The following is a 24962-nucleotide window of genomic DNA, read 5'->3' as shown; positions in this document are numbered from 1 at the left end:
AGGGTTAAACGCCGCCCGGATCAGCAGATTTTGCGCAGCTCATCCATCGTGATGCCCGCCGGGACCACCGTCACCGGCACCCGCACCTTGCCCGCATGGCGGCCCGCGATCAGCCCCTGAATGAGCGGCCCCGGCCCCTCATCCTTGCTCGACGCGGCGAGGACGAGGATGCCAATATCGTCCTTTTCCTCGATCAGCTTGAGAAGGCATTTCACCGGCTCGCCCTCACGGATGTTGAGGATCGGGGTGATGCCCGTGGCGCGACTCGCCATCATGGTGTGCTCGCGGAATTTATCCTCGATCTCTTCCTCGGCCTCGGCGCGCATCACGTCTGCAACGCCCATGAAATGCTGCAAATTCTCGCTCTGGATCACGGCCAGCACCTCGACGCCTGCATGGGTGCGCTCGGCGCGCAGCGCGGCGAAATGGAGCGCATTGACCCATTCGTCGCTCTCATCCATGACGACGAGAAATTTCCGCATATGGCCCCCTTATCCCTTCGGGCGCAGCAGCCCCATGATCTCCTTCGCCTCGGCCACAATCGGCGCGGCAATGGCATTCGCCGCCTCGCCACCCTTGGCCAGCGCGCGCTCGATCTCGGCGCGGTCTGCCCGGATATCATTGAACCGCGCGGAAATCGGCGCAAGAGATTCCACCGCCAGATCCGCAAGTTTCGGCTTGAACGCGCCGAATTGGGCGCCTTCGTATTCCTGCAAAACCTGCTCTGCGGCCTGTCCCGACAGCGCCGCGTAGATGTTGACGAGGTTGCGCGCCTCGGGCCGTCCACTCAGATCATCCATGCTCGCGGGCAGCGGCTCGGGGTCTGTTTTCGCCTTCTTGATCTTCTTGGCAATGTCCTCGGCGCTGTCCGTCAGGTTGATCCGGCTCATATCGGAGGGGTCCGATTTGCTCATCTTCTTGGTGCCATCGCGGAGCGACATGATCCGTGTCGCCGCGCCCTCAATGAGCGGCTCGGGGATCGGGAAGAACTCCTTGCCATAGTCGTTGTTGAACTTGGTCGCCACATCGCGGGTCAGCTCAAGATGCTGTTTCTGGTCGTCCCCCACCGGCACATGGCTCGCGTGATAGGCCAGAATATCCGCCGCCATCAGCACGGGATAGTTGAAGAGGCCAACAGACGCGGCTTCCGAGTTTTTCCCGGCCTTGTCCTTGAACTGCGTCATGCGTTTCATCCAGCCCATGCGGGCCACGCAGTCAAAGAGCCATGCGAGTTCGGCATGGGCGGGCACAGTCGATTGCGAGAACAGGATCGATTTCGCCGGATCGAGACCGCAGGCCATATAGGTCGCCGCAATGTCGAGCGTGCCTTCGACCAGTTCCGCAGGGTCCGGGTTCACGGTCAGCGCGTGCAGATCGACGATGCAGTAGATTTTCTCGCCCGGCCCGTCCTGAAGCTCAACAAAGCGTTTCACCGCGCCGAGATAATTGCCAAGGGTCAGCTTGCCGGTCGGCTGCACGCCGGAGAAAATGCGGGTGATGGGTGTGGTCATGGTCTCTCTCCATCGACGCGCCGGGCTTTAGCCGCGGCGCAGGAATTTCTTGAGGTCCGCAGGGGTCATCGCCCCGGTCAGCACCGTCAGCGCTGCATACACCGCGATGCTGGCAAAGACCAGAACGGCGAGGGCGGGATAGCGCCACGACGTGCCAAAAAGCAGAGGCTCCATCAGGGTTGCCATGCCCCATGAGGCAATGCCCATGCCGAGCGAAGCGGCGATGATGCGCGGGACTTTGCGTTTCAGGCGCTCGTCAATCCGGGCCTCCTCGCCGATTGCGCGGCTGCCGCGCCAGAGGAACCAGACCATGCCCCACCCCGCCAGAGTGGTCCCGACCGCCGCCGCGATAAAGCCGATGAAGGGGGCGAGACCGATCGCGAGAACGAGGTTGATGATCATCGCATAGAGGGCGAAGCGGAACGGCGAGCGGGTGTCTTCGCGGGCGAAGAAGAGCGGTTGCAGCACTTTTTGAAGAACGAAGGCAGGAAGGCCCGCGCCGTAAACGGCGACGGCAAGCGCGGTGGCTTGGCTGTCCGCGAAATCAAAGGCGCCGCGCTGATAGAGGACCGAGGTCAGCGCCACGGGGATCGCGATGAGGGCGACCGCCGCAGGGACGGTGAGCGCCAGCGAGAACTCCGCCGCCCGGTTCACCGCATCGCGCCCGCCCGCCACATCCTGAGCGGCGAGGCGGCGGGAAAGGTCGGGCAGGAGCACCACGCCAATGGCAATGCCGACGACGCCGAGGGGTAGCTGATAGAGCCGGTCCGCATAGTTGAGCCACGCGACCGCGCCGTCGAATTGCGAGGCGACCTGACGGCCGATCAGCAGGTTGATCTGGATGACGCCGCCCGCAAGGATCGCGGGCGCGGCGATTTTGGCGAGCCGTTTCAGCTCCGGCGTCATTTGCGGCATCCGCGGGATGAGCCGCAGGCCCGCGCGGTCCGCCGCGACCCAGACGAGCGCCAGTTGCGCGATCCCGGCGACCGGGACCGCCCAGACAAGCGCCTTGCCGATATCCGCGCCGAGAAAATCCGCGCCGAGCATCGCGGCGATAAACACGATGTTGAGCAGGATCGGCGCGGCAGCAGCAGCCGCAAATCGGTTCATCGCATTGAGCGCGCCGGAGATCAGCGCGGCCAGCGAGATGAAGAAAATATAGGGGAAGGTGATGCGCCCGAACTCGACGGCGAGATCGAACCGCTCATCGCCACGAAAGCCCGAGGCCATCGCCAGCACCAGCGCGGGCATGAAAAGCTGCGCGACCAGTGTGAGCAGCAAGACCACGCTCGCCAGCCCCGCCATGGCGTCGCGGGCAAAATCCTCCGCGCCTTCGCCCTTCTCCCATTTCTTGGAAAACATCGGCACGAAAGCCATGTTGAACGCGCCCTCGGCAAAGAAGCGGCGGAACATGTTGGGCAGCGAAAACGCCACCACGAAGGCTTCGGCGACCGGCCCGGCCCCGAGATAGCCCGCCATCAGAATATCGCGCGCAAAGCCGAGGATACGGCTCCCAAAGGTCCAGCCGCCAACGGTCAGGAAGGACCGCAAAAGATTGGTTTTCATCGCTCTGCCGTTACTCCGCCGCCTGCGCCGTGATCGACGCGCGGATCTTGCTCTCGATCTGCCGTTTCTTGCTCTCGGACCAGATCTTCAGCCCGAAGAGATCCTTGACATAAAACACATCGACGGCCTCTTCGCCATAGGTCGCGATCTGCGCCGACGCGATGGTGACATTGCAGGCGGTGAGCGCGCGGGTCAGATCATGCAGCAGGCCGAGCCGGTCGCGGGTCTCCACCTCGATGATGGTAAAGCGCTCGGAACCGTCATTGTCGAAGCTGATCGTGGTCGGCACACGGAACTCCGCCTCGCGCTTCTTGATCTTGTGGCGGTTGGCGATCTCCCCGCGGGTGGAGATCTTCCCTTGCAGCGATTTCTGGATCAATTGTTTGAGACGCGGCAGGCGGGTCTCATCGAAGGGATGGCCCTCCGCGTCCTGCACCCAGAAGGCGACCGTCGCGAGCCCATCCTGCGTCGTATAGGTCCGCGCATCGACCACGCTCGCGCCCGACAGCGCCAGCGCGCCCGCGAGCCGTGAGAAAATGCCGGGATGGTCGGACATGGCGAAAAGCGTCCGCGTGGCGTCCCGCTCCTTATCCGCGTCGATGCGGATCACCGGCGCATCGGGCGGCACATCGGCGAGCATTTGGGCGAAGGCAACATGGGTTTCGGTGTCAAAACCGAGCCAATAGGGCGAATAATGCCGCTCCAGCTCGGTCGGGAGCAGCGGGCTCTCCGGCCCGAGCGCGGCGGCGAGATCTTCCTTCGCCTTCTCCTCAAGCTGCGGGATCGACGCTTCGCCAGAACCTTGCAGAATCGCGCGGGTCTGGCGGTAGAGATCGCGCAGCAGCATCGCCTTCCAGTTGTTCCACACCCCCGGCCCGACGCCGTTAATATCGCAGACCGTCAACACGAGCAGCAGATTGAGCCGCGAGGTGGACTGCACCGCCCGTGCGAAATCCTGCGCCGTGCGCGGGTCCGAGAGGTCGCGCTTTTGTGCCACATCGCTCATCAGCAGATGGTTGCGGACGAGCCAGATGACCGTCTCCACCTCCGCTTCATCGAGCCCGAGACGCGGCGCGACCGTAGCGGCGATCTCCGCGCCAAGCTCCGAATGATCCTGCGGGCGGCCCTTGCCGATGTCATGGAGAAGCAGCGCCACATAAAGGACCCGCCGGTTCACACCCTTTTTCAAAATTTCCGTCGCGATCGGCATATCGGCGACCAATTCGCCCTCTTCGAGCCGGTTCAGGCAGGAGATGCACTGGATGGTGTGCTCGTCGACCGTATAGCTGTGATACATGTTGAACTGCATCATCGCGACGATCTCGCCGAATTCCGGCATAAAGGCGCCAAGCACCCCCATCTCATTCATCCGCCGCAACGCCCGCTCCGGGTTGCCGCTATCGACCAGAAGTTCGAGGAAGATGCGGTTGGCCTCGGAATCGCCTGTGAGTTGCGAGGCGAGATGCAGGTTGCGCGCGATGAGCCGCATCGCGTCGGGATGGATCAGATGCTCCGTCTCCAATGCGTCGCGGAACAGGCGCATCATATTGCGCGGGTCGGCGAGGAAAACCGCCTCGTCCTTCACGCTCAGCCGCCCATGCTGGAGAACATAATTCTCCGACAGGCGGTTGCCGAAAATCGCCAGCACATTGCGGATGGACTGGGCGACCTTGGCGCTCCGCTTGATGTTCCGCGCCTCAAGCTGCGCGAGGAAGATGCGGGTCAGATCGCCCACATCCTTGGAATGGCGGAAATATTCCTGCATGAACTGCTCAACCGCGCGGCGACCCGGCTTGTCCTCATAGCCAAGCAGCGCGGCCACCTCAACCTGCATGTCGAAGGTGAGCTGTTCGACAGGCCGGTTCGCCGCGAGATGCAACGCGCAGCGGGCGGACCAGAGAAATTGTCCCGCCTCGACGAAGGTTTTCAGCTCCTCAACCGTCAGAAACCCTTCGCGGACGAGGTCAACGGCGCTGTCCTTATGGGTGAGATATTTGCCGATCCAGAAGAGGGTTTGCAGATCACGCAGCCCGCCCTTGCCCTCCTTCACATTCGGCTCCAGCACGAAGCGAATATTGCCCTGTTTCTCGTGCCTTGCGTCCCGTTCGGCCAGCTTGCCCTCGGTAAATTCCTCCGGTGTGCGGGAGAAAAGATCGTCCCAAAGCGCCGTGTCGAGTTCGCTGTAAAGATCCTCGTCCCCCGCCAGCAGGCGCTTTTCCAGAAGCGCCGTGCGGACGGTCAGATCCGCCGAGGCCTGCCGCAGACATTCCTCCACCGTGCGGGTCGCGTGACCCACTTTCATTTTGAGATCCCAGAGCGTGTAAAGCAGGGTCTCGACCACACATTCCACATGGCCCGTCGGCTTGGAGGCCGTGAGGAATAGAAGGTCAATATCGGAGAACGGCGCCATCTCCTCGCGCCCATAGCCGCCAACCGCCAGCAGGGCGAGCCGCTGCGCTTCGGTCGGATTCGGGGCGGGATGGATATAGGTGGTCACGGCGCGGAAGGCGGCGACGATCACCGCGTCGGACAGCCAGCAATAGGAGCGGATCGTCTCCAGCGCCGCGCTTGGCCGGGTGCGAAAGGCGGTTTCAATCACCGCTTTGCCGTCGGTCCAGCGGTCGCGGAGTAAGGTGACCAAGGTGTCGCGCGGATTGTCCGGGCGCTCCTCAAAGGCCGCGTCGACCGCCGCCTCAAGCTTGCCCACATCCAGAATGTCATCGGGCGGGCAAATCAGCCCGCCCGCACCGTTATCCCCAAGCATCAAACGCCTCAGAACAGGCCGCCGCCGCCAAACTGGCGGGGCGCCGGATCGAGCATGACAGCCGCGCCGTCGCGCACTTCCATCACCGCGAGCGCGCGCTCGGCGATGCGGTTGGCGTTGAAGCGGAACGGACCATTCGCGCCGACGAAACCGCCGGGACGGGTCAGGCCTTTCGAGGTCAGCGCATCGCTCCGGCCCGTGCCGATCAGCGCGCCCGCGGCGGCGACGCCGTCATAAGCAAGCGCGGCGAGCGGATGCGGGTTGCGGCCATATTGGTCGCGGAACCGGCTGTTGAACGCGGCGGTGATGGTCGGGTCCGCCAGAGTGAACCAACCGCCTTGCAGCGCCGGTGCGCTCAGCGCATTGCCCGCGCCATCCCATTTGGTGAGGCCCGAATATTTCACCTCCGCCGGGTTCAGCCCGTTCTCGGACAGCGCCGAGGCGATATAGGTCAGGCTCTGCTCTGGATTGTCGCTGAACACAACCTGCTCCGCACCCTTGTCTTTCAGAATGGAAACGATTTGGGGGGCAGCGGTCGTAACGCCCTCGGGCGAGAACTCATAGGTGCCCGCACCGGCCAACGTCACACCGTTCTTGATGACGGCGGTTTCCACGGCCGCACGGCCCAGTTCACCCTCGAAATTCGACGGATAGACCACGCCGATATTGTTGATGCCGCGCCCTTTGGCGAAGCTCACCACCCGGTCGGCGACATTTTCAAGCGTGTTGCCCATGACGAACACATTCTGCTCGGCAATGGCGCTGGCGTTGGAGAAAGCCAGAACATTCACATTCGCCGCATTGGCCGCGATCCCGGCCGCATTGGCGTTTTCAGCATAAAGCGGGCCGACGATCAGTTTCGCACCGTCGGAAATCGCCTGAGTCGCGACCGAGCTGGCCGTGTCCGCGTTCCCCGCCGTGTCATAGAATTTCAGCTCCAGCGTCGCGCCGTTCAGATCCGCCATCGCCATATTGGCGGCGGCCTGCATATCGCGCGCGAGGCCCTGCACCTCTGGGTTCGGCGCGGTTTGCGGCAGCAGCATCGCCACTGTCACGGTCTCGCCGCGCTCAATTTCCGCACCCGTGAGCGGGCCGAAATCATGGCGCGCCGTCGGCACCGCCGCACAGGCTGCGAGCCCTGCGAGCGCAACCGCCGCCGCACCGTTTTTCAGAATTTTTGCAAAAGGCAATGTCATAGTCATGGAATCCCTCGTCCGCTTTGCCGTAGACTTCGGGAATGCACGCTACGCGCTCCTGACATGGCAGTAAACTAATTCTTAAAATTCAGGGCACAATAAGAGCGGCAGAAGAGGAGCAGGCATGGAAGCGGCGCTGTATCTGGTCGCCACCCCTATCGGCACGGCAGCCGATATCACCTTGCGCGCATTGGATATTTTCCGCTCCGCCGACATTCTCGCGGCGGAGGACACGCGCAATCTGCGCCGCCTACTCGACATTCACGGCGTCGCGCTGGAGGGCCGTCCCTTGGTTTCATATCACGACCATAATGGCGCGAAGGTCCGCCCGCGCATCATGGCCGCGCTCGCGGAGGGCAAATCGGTCGCCTATGCGTCGGATGCGGGCACGCCGCTCGTCGCCGATCCCGGTTTTCAGCTGGCCCGCGAGGCGATTGCCGAGGGCCACACCGTCCGCAGCGCGCCCGGTGCCAGCGCGGTTCTGGCGGCGCTGACCGTCGCGGGATTGCCCACGGATCGCTTTTGTTTCGCCGGGTTCGCCCCCAACAAAGGCGCGGCGCGGCGGCATTTTTTCGAGGATTTCGGGGCGGTGCCTGCAACGTTGATCTTCTACGAATCCCCGAAACGGCTCGCGGCGGCGCTTGGCGAAATGGCAGAGGTGTTCGGACCGCGCTCGGCGGCGGTTTGCCGGGAACTCACCAAGAAATTCGAGGAGGTGCGGCGCGGTGCGCTCACCGATCTGGCGGCGGCCTATGCGGATGAGCCTGCGCCAAAAGGCGAGATTGTCGTCGTCATCGGCCCGCCCGAGGGGGACGCCGAGGTCGATCTCGATCAGGCCCTCCGCACCGCGCTCACAACCATGAGCGTGAAGGACGCCGCCGCCCATGTCGCGACCGCGACCGGCGTGAAGAAACGCGAAGTTTACGCCCGTGCGCTGGAGATCTCGCGCGAGGATGAAGCGTGAGATACGAGACCGGCATCGCGGCGGAAGAGGCCGTGCGCCGCCATTACGAGGCGCAAGGCGCGAGTTTGCTCGCCGCCCGGTGGCGGCCGCCGCTCCGGAAGGGTCTGGGCGAGATTGATCTGATTTTCTCCCAAGACGGCGCAACCATTTTCGTGGAAGTCAAAGCCCGCGCCACCCATGCCAAAGCCGCCGACAGCCTGACATGGCATCAACGTCAGCGCCTCTTGCGCTCGGCGGAACTCTGGCTGGCGGAGCGCCCTACCCCTGCCCGTCTAGACGCCGCTTTGGTGGACGGCGCGGGCGAAATCCATATCATCGAAAACATCACCCAATGAGGAGGTGTCCATGATCGGCTTTTTCGACAGCGGCTATGGCGGGCTGACGGTGTTTCAGGCCGCCGCCGAGGCCTTCCCGGACCATGATCTCGTCTATCTCGGCGATCACGCCAATGCCCCTTATGGCGAGAAAAGCCCGCGTGAGATCACCCGGCTGACCCGCGCCGGATCGCAGGCCCTGCTCGATTTGGGTTGTGATGTGGTGATCCTCGCCTGCAACACGGCGGCGACCACGGCGCTGCGCCGGATGCAGCATGAGGGAATCCACGGCGTTCTCGGGATCGCGGTGCCAACCATCGAGGCGATCACCGGGCAGGACTGGTCGGACCGCTATTCGCTGACCCCGATCACCCCCGCCACCGTTGGGCTTTTCGCGACGCCCGGCACGGTGGGGAGTGGTTATTACGGGGCCGAAATCCTGCTCCGCGCACCGGATATTCGCCTGATGGTCCAGCCCTGCCCTGGCCTTGCAGGCATGATCGAGACCGGCGCCAGCGAAGCGGAAATGGACGCCGCCATCGCCGGGTTCTGCGCGGGTCTGCTGGCGCAAGGCACGCCGGATCGGGTCGTCCTCGGCTGCACGCATTACCCGCTCGTCGCCGATCTTTTCGCCCGCCATCTACCCGAAGGCATTCCGATCATCGACCAGCCGGGCGAGACCGTGCGCCGCCTCACGCCTTACCTCACGCGCCACAACATCACCCCCGGCAGCGGCAAGCGCCTGTTCCTGACCAGCGGCGATCCGGCGGAGGCGCGGCGCGGCACGGAGCGGCTGCTAGGAGAGGTTTTGCCCTTCGAAGCGCTTGAACCCAAACCCATCACGGTCCATCTCTAGGCGCCAAAGGAGAACGCCATGCTCAAAGTCGCCGTCCAGATGGACCCGATCCAGTCCGTCAACATCCATGCCGACAGCACCTTCCGCCTGATCGAAGAGGCGCAGAGCCGTGGGCATGAGGTGTTTTACTACACGCCTGACAAGCTCGCATGGATCGAAGGCACGCTTCAGGCGACCGGCCAGTGGGTCAAGGTGAAGCGCGAGCAGGGCAATCATGCGGATCTCTCGGACATGCAGACCGTCGATTTGCAGGATTTCGGTGTGGTGTGGCTCCGTCAGGACCCGCCTTTCGATATGTCCTACATCACGACAACGCATCTGCTGGACCTCATCCACCCCAAAACGCTGGTGGTGAACGACCCGACTTGGGTGCGTAACTGGCCGGAAAAGCTGCTGGTCCTGCAATTCCCGGACCTGACCCCGCCGACGGCGATTGCCCGCGATCTGGCCACGCTGCGCGCATTCAAGGAAACGCATGGCGATGTGATCCTGAAACCGCTTTACGGCAATGGCGGCGCGGGTGTGTTCCGCCTGACGCCCGAGGACCGCAACCTCTCCTCGCTCCATGAGCTTTTCGCCGGGATCAACCGCGAGCCCTTGATTATGCAGAAATTCCTGCCCGCCGTCTCAAAAGGCGACAAGCGGATCATCCTCGTCGATGGCGAGGTGGCGGGCGCGATCAACCGCGTGCCGCAAAAGGGCGAGACCCGCTCGAATATGCATGTCGGCGGCGTGGCGGAGAAGGTCGGCCTCACGGAGCGCGACAAGGAAATCTGCGCCGCGATTGGCCCGCTCCTGCGTGAGCATGGCCAGATTTTCGTCGGCATCGACGTGATTGGCGACTATCTCACCGAGATCAACGTGACCTCCCCGACTGGCATTCAGGAAATGGAGCGCTTCGACGGCTCGAACGTCGCGGGCATGATTTGGGACGCAATCGAGCGCCGTAAGTCCCAATAAAAAACTGGTCACAGAGAAGTGACGGAACGCGGGCGGCGCTTATCCGCTCGTCACAGCTATGTCGCTTGAACTCAATAGTTAACACATTATTCTCGCGCCGGTTTTAACAATTTAATGATGCGAGGGAGTTCCCGATGCGCAAGCAATTGGGTGGGCTGGTCTTGGCGGGCGGGCTTCTCGGTCTCGGCTGGTGGGCCACATCGGTCGAAGCCCCTGATATCGAAGAGGACTTATCCGCACGGGCCTCCGCTATGCTCGACGATCTGGGCGCCGAAGTGACCCATGAGGTTTCGGGCCGCGATGTGATCCTGCGCGGCAATATCGCCAGCGAGGTGGAGCGCCGCGAGTTGCTGGCGGCGGCGAATGATCTCGCCGGTCGCCGCGTGGTGCGCGATGAGATGCAGGTGGTCGAGACCGCCAGCCCCTACCGGTTCCGAGCGGTCAAACAAGACGGTGTGATCAGCGAAATTTCCGGCAACTATCCCAATGACGAAGCGCTTGCGGCGCTTGGCCAGACGCTCCCGGAAGCGCAGCTTGCCAGCCTCACCCGCGCCGCCGGTGTGCCCGACGAGAACTGGCCCGGTATGGTCGCGCGCGGTCTCGACGCGCTGGCGGTTATCGACAATGGCACGCTGGATGTGACGGACCGGGATATCGTGATCTCGGGCCGCACCGAGGATCCCGCAGAGGTCGAACAGATCGCCCAGATGGCGCAGGACATTCCCGGCAGCTATAGCTGGGTCAGCGATGTGATCGGCGCGCAGGCGGGCGGCTACAGCTTCCGTGCGAACAAGGCGGGCGATGAGTGGCGCGTGGCCGGGCAAGTGCCGTCCGAGAAGTCGCGGAGCAAGCTCGATCAGCTTATCAATGGCGATGCGGCGCTTCTGGAAATCGTCGAAGACGCGCCTGAAAATTGGGATGCGGCGCTGACCCTCGGCCTCAATGCGCTCGGCCAGCTTGAGCGCGGCGAGTTGTCGATGACGGAAACGGAACTACGTCTGACCGGCGTTGCGCCCGATCCCGAAACGGTCGAAGCCGTGACGCTGGCGGGCGACTCGCTTCCCGATGGCTACAGTTTCGAGACCGATGTGACCGCGAGCGACACGGTTGAGATGGGCGAAACGGATCTGACCATCGCGCTCGACGCGATCAATGGCGCGAGCGTGTCCGGCAAGGCACCAGCGGAACTCGACCCGACCATCCTCGCCGTCGCGCTCAATGTCAGCAATATGAGCGGCGAGGTGGAGCCGACCGAGGGCGCCGCCGGCGAAACCTTCGCGCGGCTCAACGGCATCGCGGGGGTTCTGGGCCATTTCGAGACCGCCGAAATTCGCGTGAGCGGCAAGGATATTAGCATCGAGGGGCAAACCGGCGCGGATTCCGACCCTGAAAACGTCGCCAATATGCTCCGCGAGCGCCTGACCGAGAGTGACAGCGTGACCGTCACCGCTTCCGATGTGACCGTGAATGAAGGCGACATGCGCCAAAACGCGATCACCGGGCTGAATGAGATTTATACGGGCGGTTACTGGCTCCCCGATATCGACGTGGAGACGACGCCCGATGGCTGTAGCGAGGCGGTCAACACCGCGCTTGGCCGCGGCGCGATCACCTTCGTCACCGGCTCGGCACAGCTCGATGCCGAAGCGCGCGGCGCGATCAACGAGATCGCGGCCATCGCCAAGCTTTGCGTGACCGAAGGCAATCTGACGCTGGAGATCGGCGGCCATACGGACTCGCAAGGCAGCGAGGACAGCAATCAGCAGCTCAGTCAGGAACGCGCCGACGCGGTGCGCAGCGCGCTGGTGCAGCGCGGCGTGCCCGACAGTATTGTCGCGACAGGCTATGGCGAAAGCGAGCCGATTGCGGATAATAACACCCCGGAAGGCCGCGCCGAAAACCGCCGCACCGCCTTCACTTGGGCGCAAGAGTAACGAGGAGAGCAACGATGTTTCAGGAATGGCCCTATCTCTTGGGGGAAATCTGGGTGCTTCTGGCGCTGGCAACGCTGCTCGGCCTCGCGGCGGGCTGGCTGATTTTCGGCCATCGCCGGGGGGATGAGGACCTCAACGCCGACGCGCTGCGCCGCGATCTGGCCGCCTGCCGTCAGGCGTCGCAGCAGAAGGATCAGACGATCTCGATGCTGGAAACCCGTCTCGACTCGCTGGCCGAAGCGGATGGAACAGATCAGAGCGCCGAGGTTGAAAGGCTGCGGAGCGAAGTGGCCGAGCGGGATGCGGAACTGCGGGAACTGGAAGCGCGGATTGCCGAGAATGAGGCCCGCCCCGAGGCGATTTCCGATGCGGTGGAGGGTTTCTCGCAGGCCGATCATGACGAATTGACCGCGCAGTTGGCCGCCCGCGAAGAGGCGATCCGTGCGCTGGAGACCCGGATTGCGGAGTCGGAAAACCGCGCAGCCGAACTCGCGGCCGTGGAGCCGGGCATTCCGCAGCAGGAGCATGACGCGGTGAAGGCCGAACTGGTCGCGCGGGATGATGTGATCCGGGATCTCGAAGCCAAGATCGCCGCACAGGAAACCGCGCAGGCCGAGGCCTCGCCGACGATCCGCGTTGAGGATCACGAGGCGCTGAAAACCGCGCTTTCGGAGCGGGATGACACGATCCGCGCGCTGGAGACGCGTCTGACAGAGAGCGAAAACCGCACCGCCGCGCCGGTGGAAACCGGGGTCAGCCAGCAGGAGCACGACGAATTGCTCGAAGCGCTGCGTGCGCGCGACATGGAATTGCGGGTGCTGCATGATCGGATCGCGTCATTTCAGGAGGAAAGCGACGAGAAGGCCGGGGCGGCCGCTGCCGCGCGGGTTGCGCAATCGCCCGCGATGCCACTTTTCACGCAGCCGGTGCAGGAGCCTGCTGCCGCCGAGCCTATGCCGGGGCCGCAGGCCGCAGAGCCCGCCGAAACCGGCACCCGCCCGCAGAGTTTTAAGGCGCCGCGCGGCGGCGTTGCGGATGATCTCAAACTCATCAGCGGGATCGGCCCGAAACTGGAGCGCCAGCTTCATGGCCTCGGCTTCTTCCATTTCGATCAGATCGCGGACTGGACGCAGAGCGAAATCGATTGGGTTGACACGCATCTCGAAGGCTTCAATGGCCGCGTGACGCGCGACAACTGGGTCGCGCAAGCGCATGTGCTGGCCAATGGCGGCACGGCGGAGGACGCGGCGCGGCTGCGCACGAGAGACTGACAAAGGCCCGCTTCGGCGGGCTTTTTCATGGGCTTAGGCCGCACTTCGGAAACTCAGCGCCTCGGTGAGATGGGATTTCTCGACGGCCTCCGCCCCCGCCAGATCGGCGATGGTTCGCGCCACGCGCATCACCCGGAAATAGCCGCGCGCAGAGAGGCCAAGCCGCTCCGCCGCCGCCGACAACAGCGCTTTGCCGTCCTCAGCCAGCCGCGCCGCGTCCATCAGGGGATCGCCGGACATTTCAGCGTTGAGCTTGCCTTGGCGCGCGTTGGCAACTTCGCGCGCCGAAGCCACACGGGCGGCAATGGTTGCACTGGACTCGCCAGTCGCCGTGCCGGAAATTTCGTCGATCTTCACGGCAGGCACCGTCAGATGCATGTCGAACCGGTCGAGGATCGGGCCGGAAAGCCGCGACAGATATTCCGCCCCGCATCCCGGCGCTTTACCGCAGGCGCGCGCGATATCCGCGAGATGACCGCAACGGCACGGGTTTGCCGCCGCCAGCAGGATGAACCGAGCGGGATAAGTGAGATGCGCGTTGACGCGGGAGACGGTGATCTCGCCGGTTTCCAGTGGCTGGCGCAGCACTTCGATGACATTGCGGGGAAATTCGGGGATCTCGTCGAGGAAGAGAACACCGTTATGCGCCAGCGAAATCTCCCCCGGTTTCGCCATCCGCCCGCCACCTGCGACCGACGCGACCGAGGCCGAATGATGCGGGCTGCGAAAGGGCCGCGCGGCGCAGAGCCCGTCCGCGCCAAGCTCGCCCGCGATGGAATGGATGACCGAGCTTTCCAGCATCTCACGCGGATTGGCGGGCGGCAGAAGGCCGGGCAAACGCGCCGCGAGCATGGATTTGCCCGCGCCCGGCGGTCCAATCATCAGGAGGTGATGACCCCCGGTCGCGGCGATTTCAAGCGCGCGTTTCGCCCGCTCCTGCCCGCGCACATCGCGCAGGTCGGGGTATGAGGCGAGGTCATCGCGGCGCTGCGCTTCGGCGGGCGGGAGTGGACGTTGGTCGGTCAGATGCTTGATCGCGGCAAGGAGCGTGGCGGGTGCGGTCACGGTGCAAGCCTCCACCCACGCGGCTTCGCCGCCGCAGGCCGCCGGGCAAAGCAGGCTCTTTTCCTCCGCCACCGCCAGCATCGCCGCCGGGAGCGCGCCGCGCACGGGCATCAGCTTGCCATCAAGAGACAGCTCGCCGAGCGCAATCGTTTCGGCAACCGTCTCGCGCGGCAGCATCTCCATCGCCGCCAAGATCGCCAGCGCGATTGGCAGGTCGAAATGTGAGCCTTCTTTCGGCAGGTCGGCGGGCGAGAGGTTGATCGTGATCCTCTTCATCGGCAGCGCGATGGCGATGGCCGAGAGCGCCGCGCGGACGCGCTCCCGCGCCTCGCTCACCGCCTTGTCCGGCAGGCCGACGATAGCGAGACCCGGCAGGCCCTCGCTCAGCGCACATTGCACCTCCACGGGGCGGGCTTCGACGCCGTGAAAAGCAACGGAATAGGCGGTGGCGATCTGGGGCTGAACCATGCCGCTATAGGCGGCAAGAGTGGTTAAAGGCCGGTAAAGAGCAAAGGCGCGCGGCGGGTGATCCCGCGCCGCGCGCCCGTTTTAGGCGTCGTTTTCCGGGAAATAGCAGGCCGCGCTATGCGCGCCGCCTTCCAGAACCGGGCGTTCACCCTTGCAGACATCCTGCGCCTTCCAGCAGCGCGGATGGAAGGGACACCCCTCCGGCACCGCGAGCGGCGACGGCAATTCGCCCTCAAGGCGGATCCGCTGGCGCTGGCGCGTCGGGTCGGCCTGCGGCGTCGCGGACATGAGCGCCTTGGTGTAGGGGTGCATCGGGCGGTCGAACACATCGTCGCGCGGGCCGCGCTCGACGATCCGGCCGAGATACATCACCAGCACCTCATCGGCCATGTGGCGCACCACCGACAGATCGTGGCTGATGAAGAGATAGGCGAGGTCGAGACGGTCCTGCAGGTCGATCAAGAGGTTCAGGATCTGGCTCTGGATCGAGAGGTCGAGCGCCGAAGTCGGCTCATCCAGCACGAGGATTTTCGGGTCCAGCATCAACGCCCGCGCCACCGCGATCCGCTGGCGCTGGCCGCCGGAGAACATATGCGGGTAACGATCGTAATGCTCCGGGCGCAAGCCGACGAGCTTGAGCATTTCGCGCGCCTTCGCCTCGCGGTCCTTTTTGCTCATGTCCTTGCGGTTGATGAGCAGCGGCTCCTCCAAAATCGCGCCGATCTTCTGGCGCGGGTTGAGCGAGCCGAAGGGGTTCTGGAACACGATCTGAACCGAGGAGCGCAAGCGGCGCTGTGCCTCCTTCGTGTCCGTCGCGGTCACATCCACGCCGTCGATTTCGAGATGCCCGCCGGTCGGTGGCTCGATCATCGTGACGAGCCGCGCGAGTGTGGATTTGCCGCAACCGGACTCGCCCACAACGGCGAGCGTCTTGCCCGGCACCAGCTCGAAACTGGCGGAACTGAGCGCGCGCACCGTGCCCGATTTCTGGAACATGCCGCCGCCAACCTCGTAGAAGCGCGAGAGGTCCTGTGCTGTGACGAGGCTCATGAGGCGTCTCCCTTCATCATCGGCTGGCCGTGGTCGAGCGGGTAATGGCAGAGGGCGTAGCCCATTTCGGGGCTGGCGCGCTCCGGTTTGACGGCTTTGCATTTTGCATCGGCAAACTGGCAACGCGGCGAGAAGAGACAGCCCTCGGGGCGGTCAAACTGGCCGGGCACCACACCGGGAATGGCGGGCAGATGCTTATCCGTCGCGCGCTCCGGAAGCGCCGCGAGCAGCGCCGCCGTGTAGGGGTGATGCGGGTTCGAGAACAGCTCGCGGACGTTCTGCTCCTCCACCTTCTGCCCCGCATATTGCACCTGAACGCGCTCAGCGGTTTCGGCCACGACGCCCATGTCATGCGTGATCAGCACGAGGCCCATGCCGGTTTCCTGCTGAAGATCGCTCAGAAGCTCCAGAATCTGCGCCTGAATGGTCACGTCGAGCGCGGTGGTCGGCTCGTCCGCGATCAGGAGTTTGGGACGGCAGGCAATGGCCATGGCGATCATCACGCGCTGGCTCATCCCGCCCGAAAGCTGGTGCGGGAAAGCGCTGAGGCGCTTTTCCGGGTCCGGTATTCCGACGAGATCGAACAGTTCAACCGCCCGGTCATGGCGCTCCTTGCGGCCCATGCCGAGATGGATGCGCAGGCTTTCCTTGATCTGCCAGCCGACCGTGAAACACGGGTTCAGCGAGGACATCGGTTCCTGAAAGATCATCGCCATGTCGCGGCCAATGAGTTGGCGGCGCTTGCGGGCGGAGATGGTTTGCAGATCATGCCCGTCGAAAATCATCTTGTCGGCGGTGATCGTCGCGGTCCATGGCAAAAGCCCCATCATGGCGAGCATGGAGACGGATTTGCCCGAGCCGGACTCGCCTACGATGGACAGGATTTCGCCCTTATCCACCACCACATCGACGCCATCGACCGCCTTAAACTGCCCGCCCGCCGTCGCGAAGCTGACGGAGAGGTTGCGGATATCGAGAAGAGTATCTGTCATGCCGCCTCCTTACGAGCGCTTGAGTTTGGGATCGAGCGCGTCGCGCAGGCCGTCGCCCATCAGGTTGATGGAGAGCACGGTGATCAGGATCGCGAGGCCGGGGAAGGTCACGACCCACCAGGCGCGCAGGATGAATTCGCGCGCTTCGGCGAGCATCGTGCCCCATTCCGGGGTCGGCGGCTGCGCACCCATGCCGAGGAAGCCGAGGGCCGCTGCGTCGAGGATCGCGGTCGAGAAGGAAAGAGCCGCCTGCACGATGATCGGCGCGAGGCAGTTCGGCAGGACGGTGATGAACATCAGCCGGAAGAGCGACGCGCCGGCCACGCGGGCGGAGGTCACGTAATCCTTGCCCTTTTCGGACAGCACCGCGGCGCGGGTCAGGCGCACGTAATGGGGCTGCAAGACGATGGCGATGGCGATCATCGCGTTGAAGAGCGACGGGCCGAGGATGGCCACCAGCACCAACGCCAAGAGCAGCGACGGGAAGGCGAGGATGATGTCCATCAGGCGCATGATCGCGGTATCGAGCCATGTGGGCGCGAAACCTGCGATGAGGCCGATAATCACGCCCGAAGTGGCGGCGATAGCCACAACGACGAGACCGATAAAGAAGGAGTAGCGCGAGCCTTCGATCAGGCGCGAGAGCACATCGCGGCCCACGGCGTCGGTGCCCAGAAGGAACTGTGTCGAGCCGCCTTCCTGCCAGAAGGGCGGGACGAGCAGCGCGTCGCGATATTGCTGCGTCGGCGAATGCGGCGCGAGGAGCGGCGCAAAGATCGCGACGAGCAGGAGGAACATGAACACATAAAGGCCGATCACGGCCCCGCGGTTTTCGGAGAAATAGGACCAGAATTCCTTGAGGCGCGACGGGCGCGCGACGGTGGTTTCTTCAAGATCCTGAGACGTTGCCTCTGCCATCGCTTACCTCTTACGAATTTTCGGGTTGATGAAGCCGTAGAGGATATCCACGGTCAGGTTCACGAGCATCACCACCACGGCAATGAGCAGCAGCCCGCCCTGCACGACCTGATAATCGCGGCGGAAAATACTATCGACCATCCATTTGCCGATGCCGGGCCACGAAAAGATGGTCTCGGTCAGGATCGCGCCGGCCATCAGCGTGCCGACCATCAGGCCGATCACAGTGATGACGGGGATCAGCGCATTGCGCAGCGCATGAAGCCCGTTGACGCGGAAGGGCGACAGGCCCTTGGCGCGGGCGGTGCGCACGTAGTCTTCCGACAGCACTTCGAGCATGGCCGAGCGGGTCTGACGTGCGATCACGGCGAGGGGGATGGTGCCAAGGGCGATGGTCGGCAGGATCAGGTGATTGACCGCCGAGATGAACGCGCCGTCCTGTCCCGAAAGCAGGCTGTCGATCAACATGAAGCCGGTCACGGGCGGGAAATAGTAGAGAAGGTCGATCCGGCCCGAGACAGGCGTGATGCCGAGAAAGCCGGAGAAGAACATGATGAGCAGCAGCGCCCACCAGAAGATCGGCATCGAATACCCCACCAGCGCGGTGGACATCAGCGCCTGATCGAAAAACTTGCCGCGATTGACGGCGGCGATGATCCCGGCGGGGATCCCCAGCACCACCGCGAAGATGATGGCGCAGATCGACAGTTCCAGCGTCGCCGGGAAAAGGGCGAAAAACTCGTCCACCACCGGGCGCTTGGAGACGAAACTGTTGCCCAGATCGCCCTGTAGGACGCCGGTCAGATAGTCCCAATATTGCTTCCACATGGGCTGGTCGAAGCCGAATTCTTGCATCAACTGCGCATGGCGCTCGGGCGAGAGACCCCGCTCCCCGGCCATGGTCTGCACGGGATCGCCGGGCAAAAGACGAATAAAAGCAAAGGAAATCAATGTGACCCCGAGAAATGTCGGGATGAACATCAAAACGCGTTTGAGGAAAAAATTCAGCATGGTGCGGGCTCTTGGCTGGCGAGAGAGAAAGGGGCGACATGCGCCGCCCCTTTCAGAGAATGAGGATTATTCCTCGATGTCGACCGGATAGAAGATGTGCCCGCCAAACGGGTCGATCTTGTAACCGGAGACATTCGCAGCGGTCGGCTCGAAGACGACCGAGTGTGCGATGGTTGCCCAGGGCGCTTCACGCTTGAAGATTTCCTGCGCCTGCTCGTAAAGCGCGGTGCGCTCTGCTTCGTCAGACACGGTCTTCGCTTCCTGGATCAGCGCTTCGAACTCTTCGTTACACCACTGCGCGCGGTTGGCGTTGCCCACACCGTCACAGCCGAGAAGAACGGCGAGGAAGTTGTCCGGGTCACCATTGTCGCCGGTCCAGCCGAGAAGCACCGCACCGTCGCGATCTTCGGCTTTCGAGCGCTCGAGATACTCGCCCCACTCATAGGAGACGATCTCGACATCCACACCCGCCTTGGCGAAGTCTTCCTGCATGATTTCAGCCATGCGGCGCGCATTCGGGTTGTAGGGACGCTGCACCGGCATCGCCCAGATCTTCATCGAAAGATCGGTCACGCCAGCCTCTTCCAGAGCGGTCTTGGCAGCTTCCGGATCGTACTGGTCGTCCTCGATCGCGTCGTTATAGGACCACATGGTCGGCGGAATCGGGTTCTTGGCCGCGGTGCCCGCGCCCTGGAACACACCGTCAAGGATCGCCTGCTTGTTGATCGCCATGTTCAGCGCCTTACGCACTTCGGGGCGGTCAAACGGCTCAACCTGGGTGTTATAGGCGAGATAACCGACGTTCAGACCTTCCTGCTCCAGCAGGTTGATGTTCTCGTCCGCCTGCATCGCTTCGATATCAGCCGGGTTCGGATACGGCATGATGTGGCATTCGCCATTCTGAAGCTTCTGGTAACGAACCGACGCATCAGGCGTGATTGCGAAGACGAGGTTGTCGATATTCGCGCGGCCGCGCCAATACTCGTCATGCGCCAGATAGCGGATCACGGCGTCTTTTTGGTAAGCTTGGAACTTGAACGGCCCCGTGCCAATCGGCTGCTGGTTCATCAACTCCGGCGTGCCGGCTTCTTTGAGCTGGTCCGCATATTCCTTGGACATGATCGACGCGAACTGCATCCCGAGGTTTGCCAGCATCGGCGCATCCGGACGGGTCAGCGTGATCTTGACCGTCATGTCATCGACCTTCTCGATGCTCTCGATCAGTTCGGGCATGGACATCGAGTTGAAATACTCGAAGGACGCGCCCTCTTCGTAGAAATCCTGACCTTCCTGCTGACGCTCAAAGGTGAAGATCACGTCATCGGCGTTCATGTCGCGGGTCGGGGTGAAGTAATCCGTTGTGTGGAACTTCACGCCTTCGCGCAGCTTGAAGGTGTATTCGGTGCCGTCCTCGGAAATTTCCCAGCTTTCGGCGAGCGCGGGCTCAACTTCCGTCGTGCCGTATTTGAACTGGGTCAGACCATCCATGATATTCCGGGCGGTCGCGTCAAAGGTGGTGCCCGATGTGTAGAGCGCCGGGTCAAACCCCTCGGGGGAACCTTCCGAACAATACACAAGGGTTTTCGCCATCGCGGTGGTGCCGAGCAATACAGCAGACGCCGTCCCGGCGATCAGGGAAAAGCTTTTCATGATAACCTCTCTGTTGTCATTCACCGCCTTAGCAGCGGTGCGTAAAACTATGTTACGGTGTCTCGCGTGAGATTTTCAAGCGATGATCGCGTGCGATAATCGCAACAAAATCGCAATTTAAGTTCTCAGAGAGGGTCATTTCCGGAACTTCATTTCTGCACTGCAAAAAAAATCGAGACTTTTGTCACAGTGTATGCAATAGTGTGCCCAACTTAACAATTTTGCCCAGTCCGATGATCTACATGAAATGCAGGCTTGTTGACGCCACGGCAGGCGGCTAGCCTTGCCCAAAGAACAAGAGCGGGATGAACCCGAAAGACATAAGGGAGAATGAAATGTCCACAGCAACTGTCAGCCAGGAAAACTACGGCGATTTCACCCTTGACCGCGCGACTCGCGACGAGATGTATGAACGCTCGGTCAAGGATCCCGAAGGTTTCTGGCGTGAGCATGGCCAGCGCCTTGACTGGATGAAACCATATAACGACGTCAAAAACACTGATTTCGATTACAACAACGTCTCGATTGAGTGGTTTCGCGATGGAACGCTCAATGTCGCGGCAAACTGTATCGACCGGCATCTTGAGGAGCGCGGCGATCAGCCCGCGATCATCTGGGAGCCTGACGAGCCGAATGACGAGGCGCTGACGATCACCTATCGCGACCTGCATGAGAAGGTCTGCAAGACGGCGAATATCCTGAAGGATATGGGTGTTGGCAAAGGCGACCGCGTGGTGATCTATCTGCCGATGATCCCGGAAGCGGCCTATGCGATGCTCGCCTGCGCCCGGATCGGCGCGATCCATTCGGTGGTGTTCGCGGGCTTCTCTCCCGAAGCGCTCGGCAACCGTGTCGAGGATTGCGAAGCCAAGGTTGTGATCACCTCCGATTTCGCGCCGCGCGGCGGGCGGGCGACCAAGCTCAAGGAAAACACCGATGCGGCGATGGAGCATGTCTCCCGCGATGTGAAAATCCTCGTCGTCCGCCGCACGGGCGATGATGTGCCGTGGACCGATGGCCGCGACCATGACTACAACGAGCTGATGGGCGGCGCCTCTGCCGACTGCGAACCGGCGGAAATGAATGCCGAAGACCCGCTCTTCATCCTCTACACCTCCGGCTCGACCGGCAAACCGAAAGGCGTGGTCCACAGCTCCGGTGGCTATCTCGTCTGGGCGTCGATGACCCATGAATATATCTTCGACTGGCAGCCGGGCGATGTCTATTGGTGCTCAGCTGATGTCGGCTGGGTGACGGGCCACACCTATATCGTCTATGGCCCGCTGGCGAACGGCGCGACCTCGATCATGTTCGAAGGGGTGCCGACCTATCCCGACGCCTCGCGCTTCTGGGCGGTCTGCGACAAGCATAGCGTCACGCAATTCTACACGGCTCCCACGGCGCTCCGCGCGCTCATGAGCAAGGGCGACGAGTTCGTCGAGAAATGCGATCTTTCGAAACTGCGCCTGCTCGGCTCGGTTGGCGAGCCGATCAACCCCGAGGCGTGGAACTGGTATCACAAGACCGTCGGCAAGGGCCGCTGCCCCATCGTCGATACGTGGTGGCAGACCGAGACGGGCGCCGCCCTGATCACCCCGCTGCCGGGCGCGATCCCCGAGAAACCGGGCTCGGCCACCCTGCCCTTCTTCGGCGTGCAGCCCGAAGTGCTGGAGCCGGAAAGCGGCAAGATCATCGAGGAAACCGAAGCCGAGGGCGTCTTGGCTATCAAGGACAGCTGGCCGGGGCAGATGCGCACCGTCTGGGGTGATCACCAGCGCTTCAAAGACACCTATTTCCAGCAATATAAAGGCTATTACTTCTCGGGCGATGGCTGCCGCCGGGATGAGGACGGCTATTACTGGATCACCGGCCGCGTCGATGACGTGATCAACGTGTCGGGCCACCGCATGGGCACGGCGGAGGTCGAGTCGGCCCTCGTCGCGCATGAGGCGGTCGCCGAGGCGGCGGTTGTGGGCTACCCGCATTCGGTCAAGGGGCAAGGCATCTATGCCTATGTGACCCTGATGAACAATGCCGAGCCGAGCGAGGAACTGCGCAAGGAGTTGGAAACCTGGGTGCGCAAGGAAATCGGCCCGATCGCGAAGCCGGATCTCATCCACTTCACGCCCGGCCTGCCGAAAACCCGCTCGGGCAAAATCATGCGCCGCATCCTGCGCAAGATCGCTGAAAACGACTACGGCGCATTGGGCGACACGTCCACGCTCGCCGAGCCGGAGGTTGTCGATGATCTCATCGAGAACCGCATGAATCGCGAGTAACGCCGCGACGCAAAAGGCCGCGCTTCCGGGTGCGGCCTTCTCTTTAACTATGGGAGGTTCAACCAATGAGTGATCTGACGAAAGATCCATCGAACTACTGGAAGGCCAATATGCGGCTCATCCGCATTTGCCTTGTCATCTGGGCCACCGTGTCCTTCGGCTTCGCCATCCTGCTGCGTCCGCTTCTGTCGGGCATCAAGGTGGGCGGAACCGATCTGGGCTTCTGGTTTGCCCAGCAAGGCTCCATCATCGTCTTCCTCTGCCTCATTTTCTTCTATGCGTGGCGGATGAACAAACTCGACCGCGACTTTGACCTGCACGAGGAATAAGTCATGGATCAAACAACACTTAATATTATCGTCGTCGGCCTGAGCTTCGCGCTCTATTTCGGCATCGCCATCTGGGCGCGTGCAGGCTCCACCAGCGAATTCTACGCGGCGGGCCGCGGGGTCAACCCGGTGGTCAACGGCATGGCCACGGCGGCGGACTGGATGTCGGCAGCCTCCTTCATCTCCATGGCGGGCCTCATCGCCTTCACCGGCTATGACAACTCGTCTTATCTGATGGGCTGGACCGGCGGCTTCGTGCTGCTCGCGCTCCTGCTCGCCCCTTACTTGCGTAAGTTCGGCAAATTCACCGTGCCGGAGTTTATCGGCGACCGGTTCTATTCGCGTCCGGCGCGGATCATCGCGGTGGCGTGCCTAATCATCGCCTCCATCACTTACGTGATCGGGCAGATGACCGGTGTGGGCGTGGCCTTCTCGCGCTTCCTTGAAGTCAGCAACACCGCTGGCCTTTTGATCGGCGCGGCGGTCGTGTTCTTCTACGCCGTTTTGGGCGGTATGAAGGGCGTGACCTACACGCAGGTGGCGCAATATTGCGTTCTGATCTTCGCCTACACCATCCCGGCGATCTTCATCGCGCTGCAACTCACCGGCAACCCGATCCCGGGCCTCGGCCTCTTCGGCAGTGTCGATGATGGCAACGGCTCGACCGTGGCGCTCCTGACCAAGCTCGACCAGATTGTCGCCGATCTCGGCTTCAACACCTATACCGAGCATCACACTGGCACGCTGAACATGCTGCTCTTCACCCTGTCGCTGATGATCGGCACCGCGGGCCTCCCGCATGTCATCATCCGCTTCTTCACGGTGCCGAAAGTGGCCGATGCCCGCTGGTCCGCCGGTTGGGCGCTGTTCTTCATCGCGATCCTCTATCTGACCGCTCCGGCTGTCGGCGCGATGGCCCGCTACAACATCAGTGACATGATGTGGCCGAACGGCACGGACGCGGAGCCGGTGGCGCTCGAAATGATCGAGTCTGACGAGCGTTATGCGTGGATGGGCACCTGGCAGCAAACCGGCCTTCTCGGTTGGGAAGACAAGAACGGCGACGGGCGCATTGCCTATTTCAACGATGGCAATGCCGAAGCGGTCGCGGCCTCTGAGGCTGCGGGCTACGGCTCCGAAAACGAGCTGACCAACTTCAACCCGGATATCCTCGTTCTGGCGAACCCGGAAATCGCCAACCTGCCGAGTTGGGTGATCGCCCTGATCGCCGCAGGTGGGATCGCGGCAGCGCTATCCACGGCAGCGGGCCTCTTGCTCGCCATTTCTTCGGCGGTGTCCCACGATCTCATCAAGGGGTCGATCAACCCGGACATTTCCGAGAAAGGCGAGCTCATGGCCGCGCGTGTCTCCATGGCGGTCGCCATCGGGGTCGCGACATGGCTGGGCCTCAACCCGCCGGGCTTTGCTGCGCAAACCGTGGCGCTGGCCTTCGGGATTGCGGGCGCATCGCTCTTCCCCGTGCTGATGATGGGGATCTTCACGAAGCGCGTAAACGACAAAGGCGCGATTGCGGGGATGCTCACGGGTCTGATTTTCACCGTGGTCTACATCTTCGTCTACAAGGGCTGGTTCTTCATCCCGGACACCAACCAACTGGCGGATGTGCCGGAAAACTGGGTCTTCGGGATCGCACCGGTTTCCATCGGGGCCGTTGGCGCGCTCTTGAACTTCATCGTGGCAACGCTGGTCTCCAACGCGACCGACGAGCCGCCGCAGGAAATCCAGGATCTCGTCGAAAGCGTCCGCGTGCCGCGCGGTGCCGCGGCGGCGATGGACCACTAACGGGCGCGGCCTTCGGGCCGGTCCTTAAAATGCAAAACGCGCGCGGGCTTGTTCCCGCGCG

The 24962-nt window shown here is 62.9% G+C and carries 20 protein-coding genes; 9 read left to right on the top strand and 11 right to left on the bottom strand.

Annotation, left to right across the window (positions count from 1 at the left end):
- Nucleotides 1–20: 20 nt before the first annotated feature.
- From ACMA5I_RS00990 to ACMA5I_RS00970, 5 genes are read right to left on the bottom strand one after another with little or no spacing between them, the layout of a single operon-like run.
- Nucleotides 21–482: a universal stress protein gene (locus ACMA5I_RS00990; protein ID WP_525884352.1), complete on the bottom strand. Its 462-nt coding sequence runs from the start codon at nt 480–482 to the stop codon at nt 21–23.
- Nucleotides 483–491: 9 nt separating this feature from the next.
- Nucleotides 492–1511, bottom strand: coding sequence for a tryptophan--tRNA ligase (gene trpS, locus ACMA5I_RS00985; protein WP_525884351.1), 1020 nt, complete (start codon nt 1509–1511; stop codon nt 492–494).
- Nucleotides 1512–1538: 27 nt separating this feature from the next.
- Entirely contained in the window at nt 1539–3077 is a 1539-nt protein-coding gene (gene murJ, locus ACMA5I_RS00980; protein ID WP_525884350.1) for a murein biosynthesis integral membrane protein MurJ, read from the bottom strand.
- Nucleotides 3078–3087: 10 nt separating this feature from the next.
- The gene (locus ACMA5I_RS00975) at nt 3088–5841 is read right to left on the bottom strand and encodes a [protein-PII] uridylyltransferase (RefSeq protein WP_525884349.1); all 2754 of its coding nucleotides are present in this window, start codon (nt 5839–5841) and stop codon (nt 3088–3090) included.
- 8 nt (nt 5842–5849) lie between these two features.
- On the bottom strand, nt 5850–7043 hold the full coding sequence (locus ACMA5I_RS00970) for a penicillin-binding protein activator (RefSeq protein WP_525884348.1): 1194 nt from the start codon (nt 7041–7043) through the stop codon (nt 5850–5852).
- 118 nt (nt 7044–7161) lie between these two features.
- On the opposite strand from ACMA5I_RS00970, the gene rsmI reads away from it, so the two are divergent.
- From rsmI to ACMA5I_RS00940, 6 genes are all read left to right on the top strand, one after another.
- A complete protein-coding gene (rsmI, locus tag ACMA5I_RS00965; RefSeq protein WP_525884347.1) occupies nt 7162–8001 on the top strand; it encodes a 16S rRNA (cytidine(1402)-2'-O)-methyltransferase in 840 nt (279 codons plus the stop codon).
- Complete coding sequence (locus tag ACMA5I_RS00960; RefSeq protein ID WP_525884346.1) at nt 7998–8336, top strand: YraN family protein; 339 nt, start codon at nt 7998–8000, stop codon at nt 8334–8336. The genes rsmI and ACMA5I_RS00960 overlap by 4 nt, the downstream gene beginning before the upstream one ends.
- 10 nt (nt 8337–8346) lie before the next feature.
- Entirely contained in the window at nt 8347–9171 is an 825-nt protein-coding gene (locus tag ACMA5I_RS00955) for a glutamate racemase (protein WP_525884345.1), read from the top strand.
- Nucleotides 9172–9189: 18 nt separating this feature from the next.
- The gene (gene gshB, locus ACMA5I_RS00950; RefSeq protein WP_525884344.1) at nt 9190–10131 is read left to right on the top strand and encodes a glutathione synthase; all 942 of its coding nucleotides are present in this window, start codon (nt 9190–9192) and stop codon (nt 10129–10131) included.
- A gap of 134 nt (nt 10132–10265) precedes the next feature.
- Complete coding sequence (locus ACMA5I_RS00945; RefSeq protein WP_525884343.1) at nt 10266–12065, top strand: OmpA family protein; 1800 nt, start codon at nt 10266–10268, stop codon at nt 12063–12065.
- A 14-nt stretch (nt 12066–12079) separates the two neighbouring features.
- Nucleotides 12080–13336: a helix-hairpin-helix domain-containing protein gene (locus tag ACMA5I_RS00940; RefSeq protein ID WP_525884342.1), complete on the top strand. Its 1257-nt coding sequence runs from the start codon at nt 12080–12082 to the stop codon at nt 13334–13336.
- 33 nt (nt 13337–13369) lie between these two features.
- On the opposite strand, the gene ACMA5I_RS00935 is transcribed toward ACMA5I_RS00940, so the two are convergent.
- From ACMA5I_RS00935 to ACMA5I_RS00910, 6 genes are all read right to left on the bottom strand, one after another.
- The gene (locus tag ACMA5I_RS00935) at nt 13370–14869 is read right to left on the bottom strand and encodes a YifB family Mg chelatase-like AAA ATPase (RefSeq protein WP_525884341.1); all 1500 of its coding nucleotides are present in this window, start codon (nt 14867–14869) and stop codon (nt 13370–13372) included.
- Nucleotides 14870–14950: 81 nt separating this feature from the next.
- Nucleotides 14951–15919: an ABC transporter ATP-binding protein gene (locus tag ACMA5I_RS00930; protein ID WP_525884340.1), complete on the bottom strand. Its 969-nt coding sequence runs from the start codon at nt 15917–15919 to the stop codon at nt 14951–14953.
- A complete protein-coding gene (locus ACMA5I_RS00925) occupies nt 15916–16911 on the bottom strand; it encodes an ABC transporter ATP-binding protein (protein ID WP_525884339.1) in 996 nt (331 codons plus the stop codon). The genes ACMA5I_RS00930 and ACMA5I_RS00925 overlap by 4 nt, the downstream gene beginning before the upstream one ends.
- Before the next feature lie 9 nt (nt 16912–16920).
- Nucleotides 16921–17829, bottom strand: coding sequence for an ABC transporter permease (locus ACMA5I_RS00920; protein ID WP_525884338.1), 909 nt, complete (start codon nt 17827–17829; stop codon nt 16921–16923).
- 3 nt (nt 17830–17832) lie between these two features.
- Nucleotides 17833–18840: an ABC transporter permease gene (locus ACMA5I_RS00915; RefSeq protein WP_525884337.1), complete on the bottom strand. Its 1008-nt coding sequence runs from the start codon at nt 18838–18840 to the stop codon at nt 17833–17835.
- Between the two features lie 66 nt (nt 18841–18906).
- Nucleotides 18907–20490 (bottom strand): ABC transporter substrate-binding protein, encoded by a 1584-nt coding sequence (locus ACMA5I_RS00910; RefSeq protein WP_525884336.1) that lies wholly within the window; start codon nt 20488–20490, stop codon nt 18907–18909.
- Between the two features lie 335 nt (nt 20491–20825).
- Here ACMA5I_RS00910 and acs point away from each other — a divergent pair, with 335 nt between their 5' ends.
- From acs to ACMA5I_RS00895, 3 genes are all read left to right on the top strand, one after another.
- Nucleotides 20826–22769, top strand: a complete 1944-nt coding sequence (gene acs / locus ACMA5I_RS00905) for an acetate--CoA ligase (RefSeq protein ID WP_525884335.1) — start codon at nt 20826–20828, stop codon at nt 22767–22769.
- A 65-nt stretch (nt 22770–22834) separates the two neighbouring features.
- A complete protein-coding gene (locus tag ACMA5I_RS00900) occupies nt 22835–23098 on the top strand; it encodes a DUF4212 domain-containing protein (protein WP_525884334.1) in 264 nt (87 codons plus the stop codon).
- A 3-nt stretch (nt 23099–23101) separates the two neighbouring features.
- Entirely contained in the window at nt 23102–24901 is a 1800-nt protein-coding gene (locus ACMA5I_RS00895; protein ID WP_525884333.1) for a sodium:solute symporter family protein, read from the top strand.
- Nucleotides 24902–24962: the final 61 nt, after the last annotated feature.

Source organism: Jujubicoccus corallicola, from assembly GCF_047345645.1.
Lineage (GTDB): Bacteria > Pseudomonadota > Alphaproteobacteria > Rhodobacterales > Rhodobacteraceae > JBLEFH01.
The sequence above is the reverse complement of the archived record's forward strand: the minus strand, read 5'-3'. Positions and strand labels throughout refer to the sequence as shown.

Coding starts and splice junctions, on each gene's coding strand:
- ACMA5I_RS00895 (WP_525884333.1), top strand. CDS start 23,102: ATGGATCAAACAACACTTAATATTATCGTCGTCGGCCTGAGCTTCGCG.
- ACMA5I_RS00915 (WP_525884337.1), bottom strand. CDS start 18,840: ATGCTGAATTTTTTCCTCAAACGCGTTTTGATGTTCATCCCGACATTT.
- acs (WP_525884335.1), top strand. CDS start 20,826: ATGTCCACAGCAACTGTCAGCCAGGAAAACTACGGCGATTTCACCCTT.
- ACMA5I_RS00930 (WP_525884340.1), bottom strand. CDS start 15,919: ATGAGCCTCGTCACAGCACAGGACCTCTCGCGCTTCTACGAGGTTGGC.
- trpS (WP_525884351.1), bottom strand. CDS start 1,511: ATGACCACACCCATCACCCGCATTTTCTCCGGCGTGCAGCCGACCGGC.
- ACMA5I_RS00900 (WP_525884334.1), top strand. CDS start 22,835: ATGAGTGATCTGACGAAAGATCCATCGAACTACTGGAAGGCCAATATG.
- gshB (WP_525884344.1), top strand. CDS start 9,190: ATGCTCAAAGTCGCCGTCCAGATGGACCCGATCCAGTCCGTCAACATC.
- ACMA5I_RS00945 (WP_525884343.1), top strand. CDS start 10,266: ATGCGCAAGCAATTGGGTGGGCTGGTCTTGGCGGGCGGGCTTCTCGGT.
- ACMA5I_RS00940 (WP_525884342.1), top strand. CDS start 12,080: ATGTTTCAGGAATGGCCCTATCTCTTGGGGGAAATCTGGGTGCTTCTG.
- rsmI (WP_525884347.1), top strand. CDS start 7,162: ATGGAAGCGGCGCTGTATCTGGTCGCCACCCCTATCGGCACGGCAGCC.
- ACMA5I_RS00990 (WP_525884352.1), bottom strand. CDS start 482: ATGCGGAAATTTCTCGTCGTCATGGATGAGAGCGACGAATGGGTCAAT.
- murJ (WP_525884350.1), bottom strand. CDS start 3,077: ATGAAAACCAATCTTTTGCGGTCCTTCCTGACCGTTGGCGGCTGGACC.
- ACMA5I_RS00920 (WP_525884338.1), bottom strand. CDS start 17,829: ATGGCAGAGGCAACGTCTCAGGATCTTGAAGAAACCACCGTCGCGCGC.
- ACMA5I_RS00970 (WP_525884348.1), bottom strand. CDS start 7,043: ATGACTATGACATTGCCTTTTGCAAAAATTCTGAAAAACGGTGCGGCG.
- ACMA5I_RS00925 (WP_525884339.1), bottom strand. CDS start 16,911: ATGACAGATACTCTTCTCGATATCCGCAACCTCTCCGTCAGCTTCGCG.
- ACMA5I_RS00975 (WP_525884349.1), bottom strand. CDS start 5,841: ATGCTTGGGGATAACGGTGCGGGCGGGCTGATTTGCCCGCCCGATGAC.
- ACMA5I_RS00955 (WP_525884345.1), top strand. CDS start 8,347: ATGATCGGCTTTTTCGACAGCGGCTATGGCGGGCTGACGGTGTTTCAG.
- ACMA5I_RS00910 (WP_525884336.1), bottom strand. CDS start 20,490: ATGAAAAGCTTTTCCCTGATCGCCGGGACGGCGTCTGCTGTATTGCTC.
- ACMA5I_RS00935 (WP_525884341.1), bottom strand. CDS start 14,869: ATGGTTCAGCCCCAGATCGCCACCGCCTATTCCGTTGCTTTTCACGGC.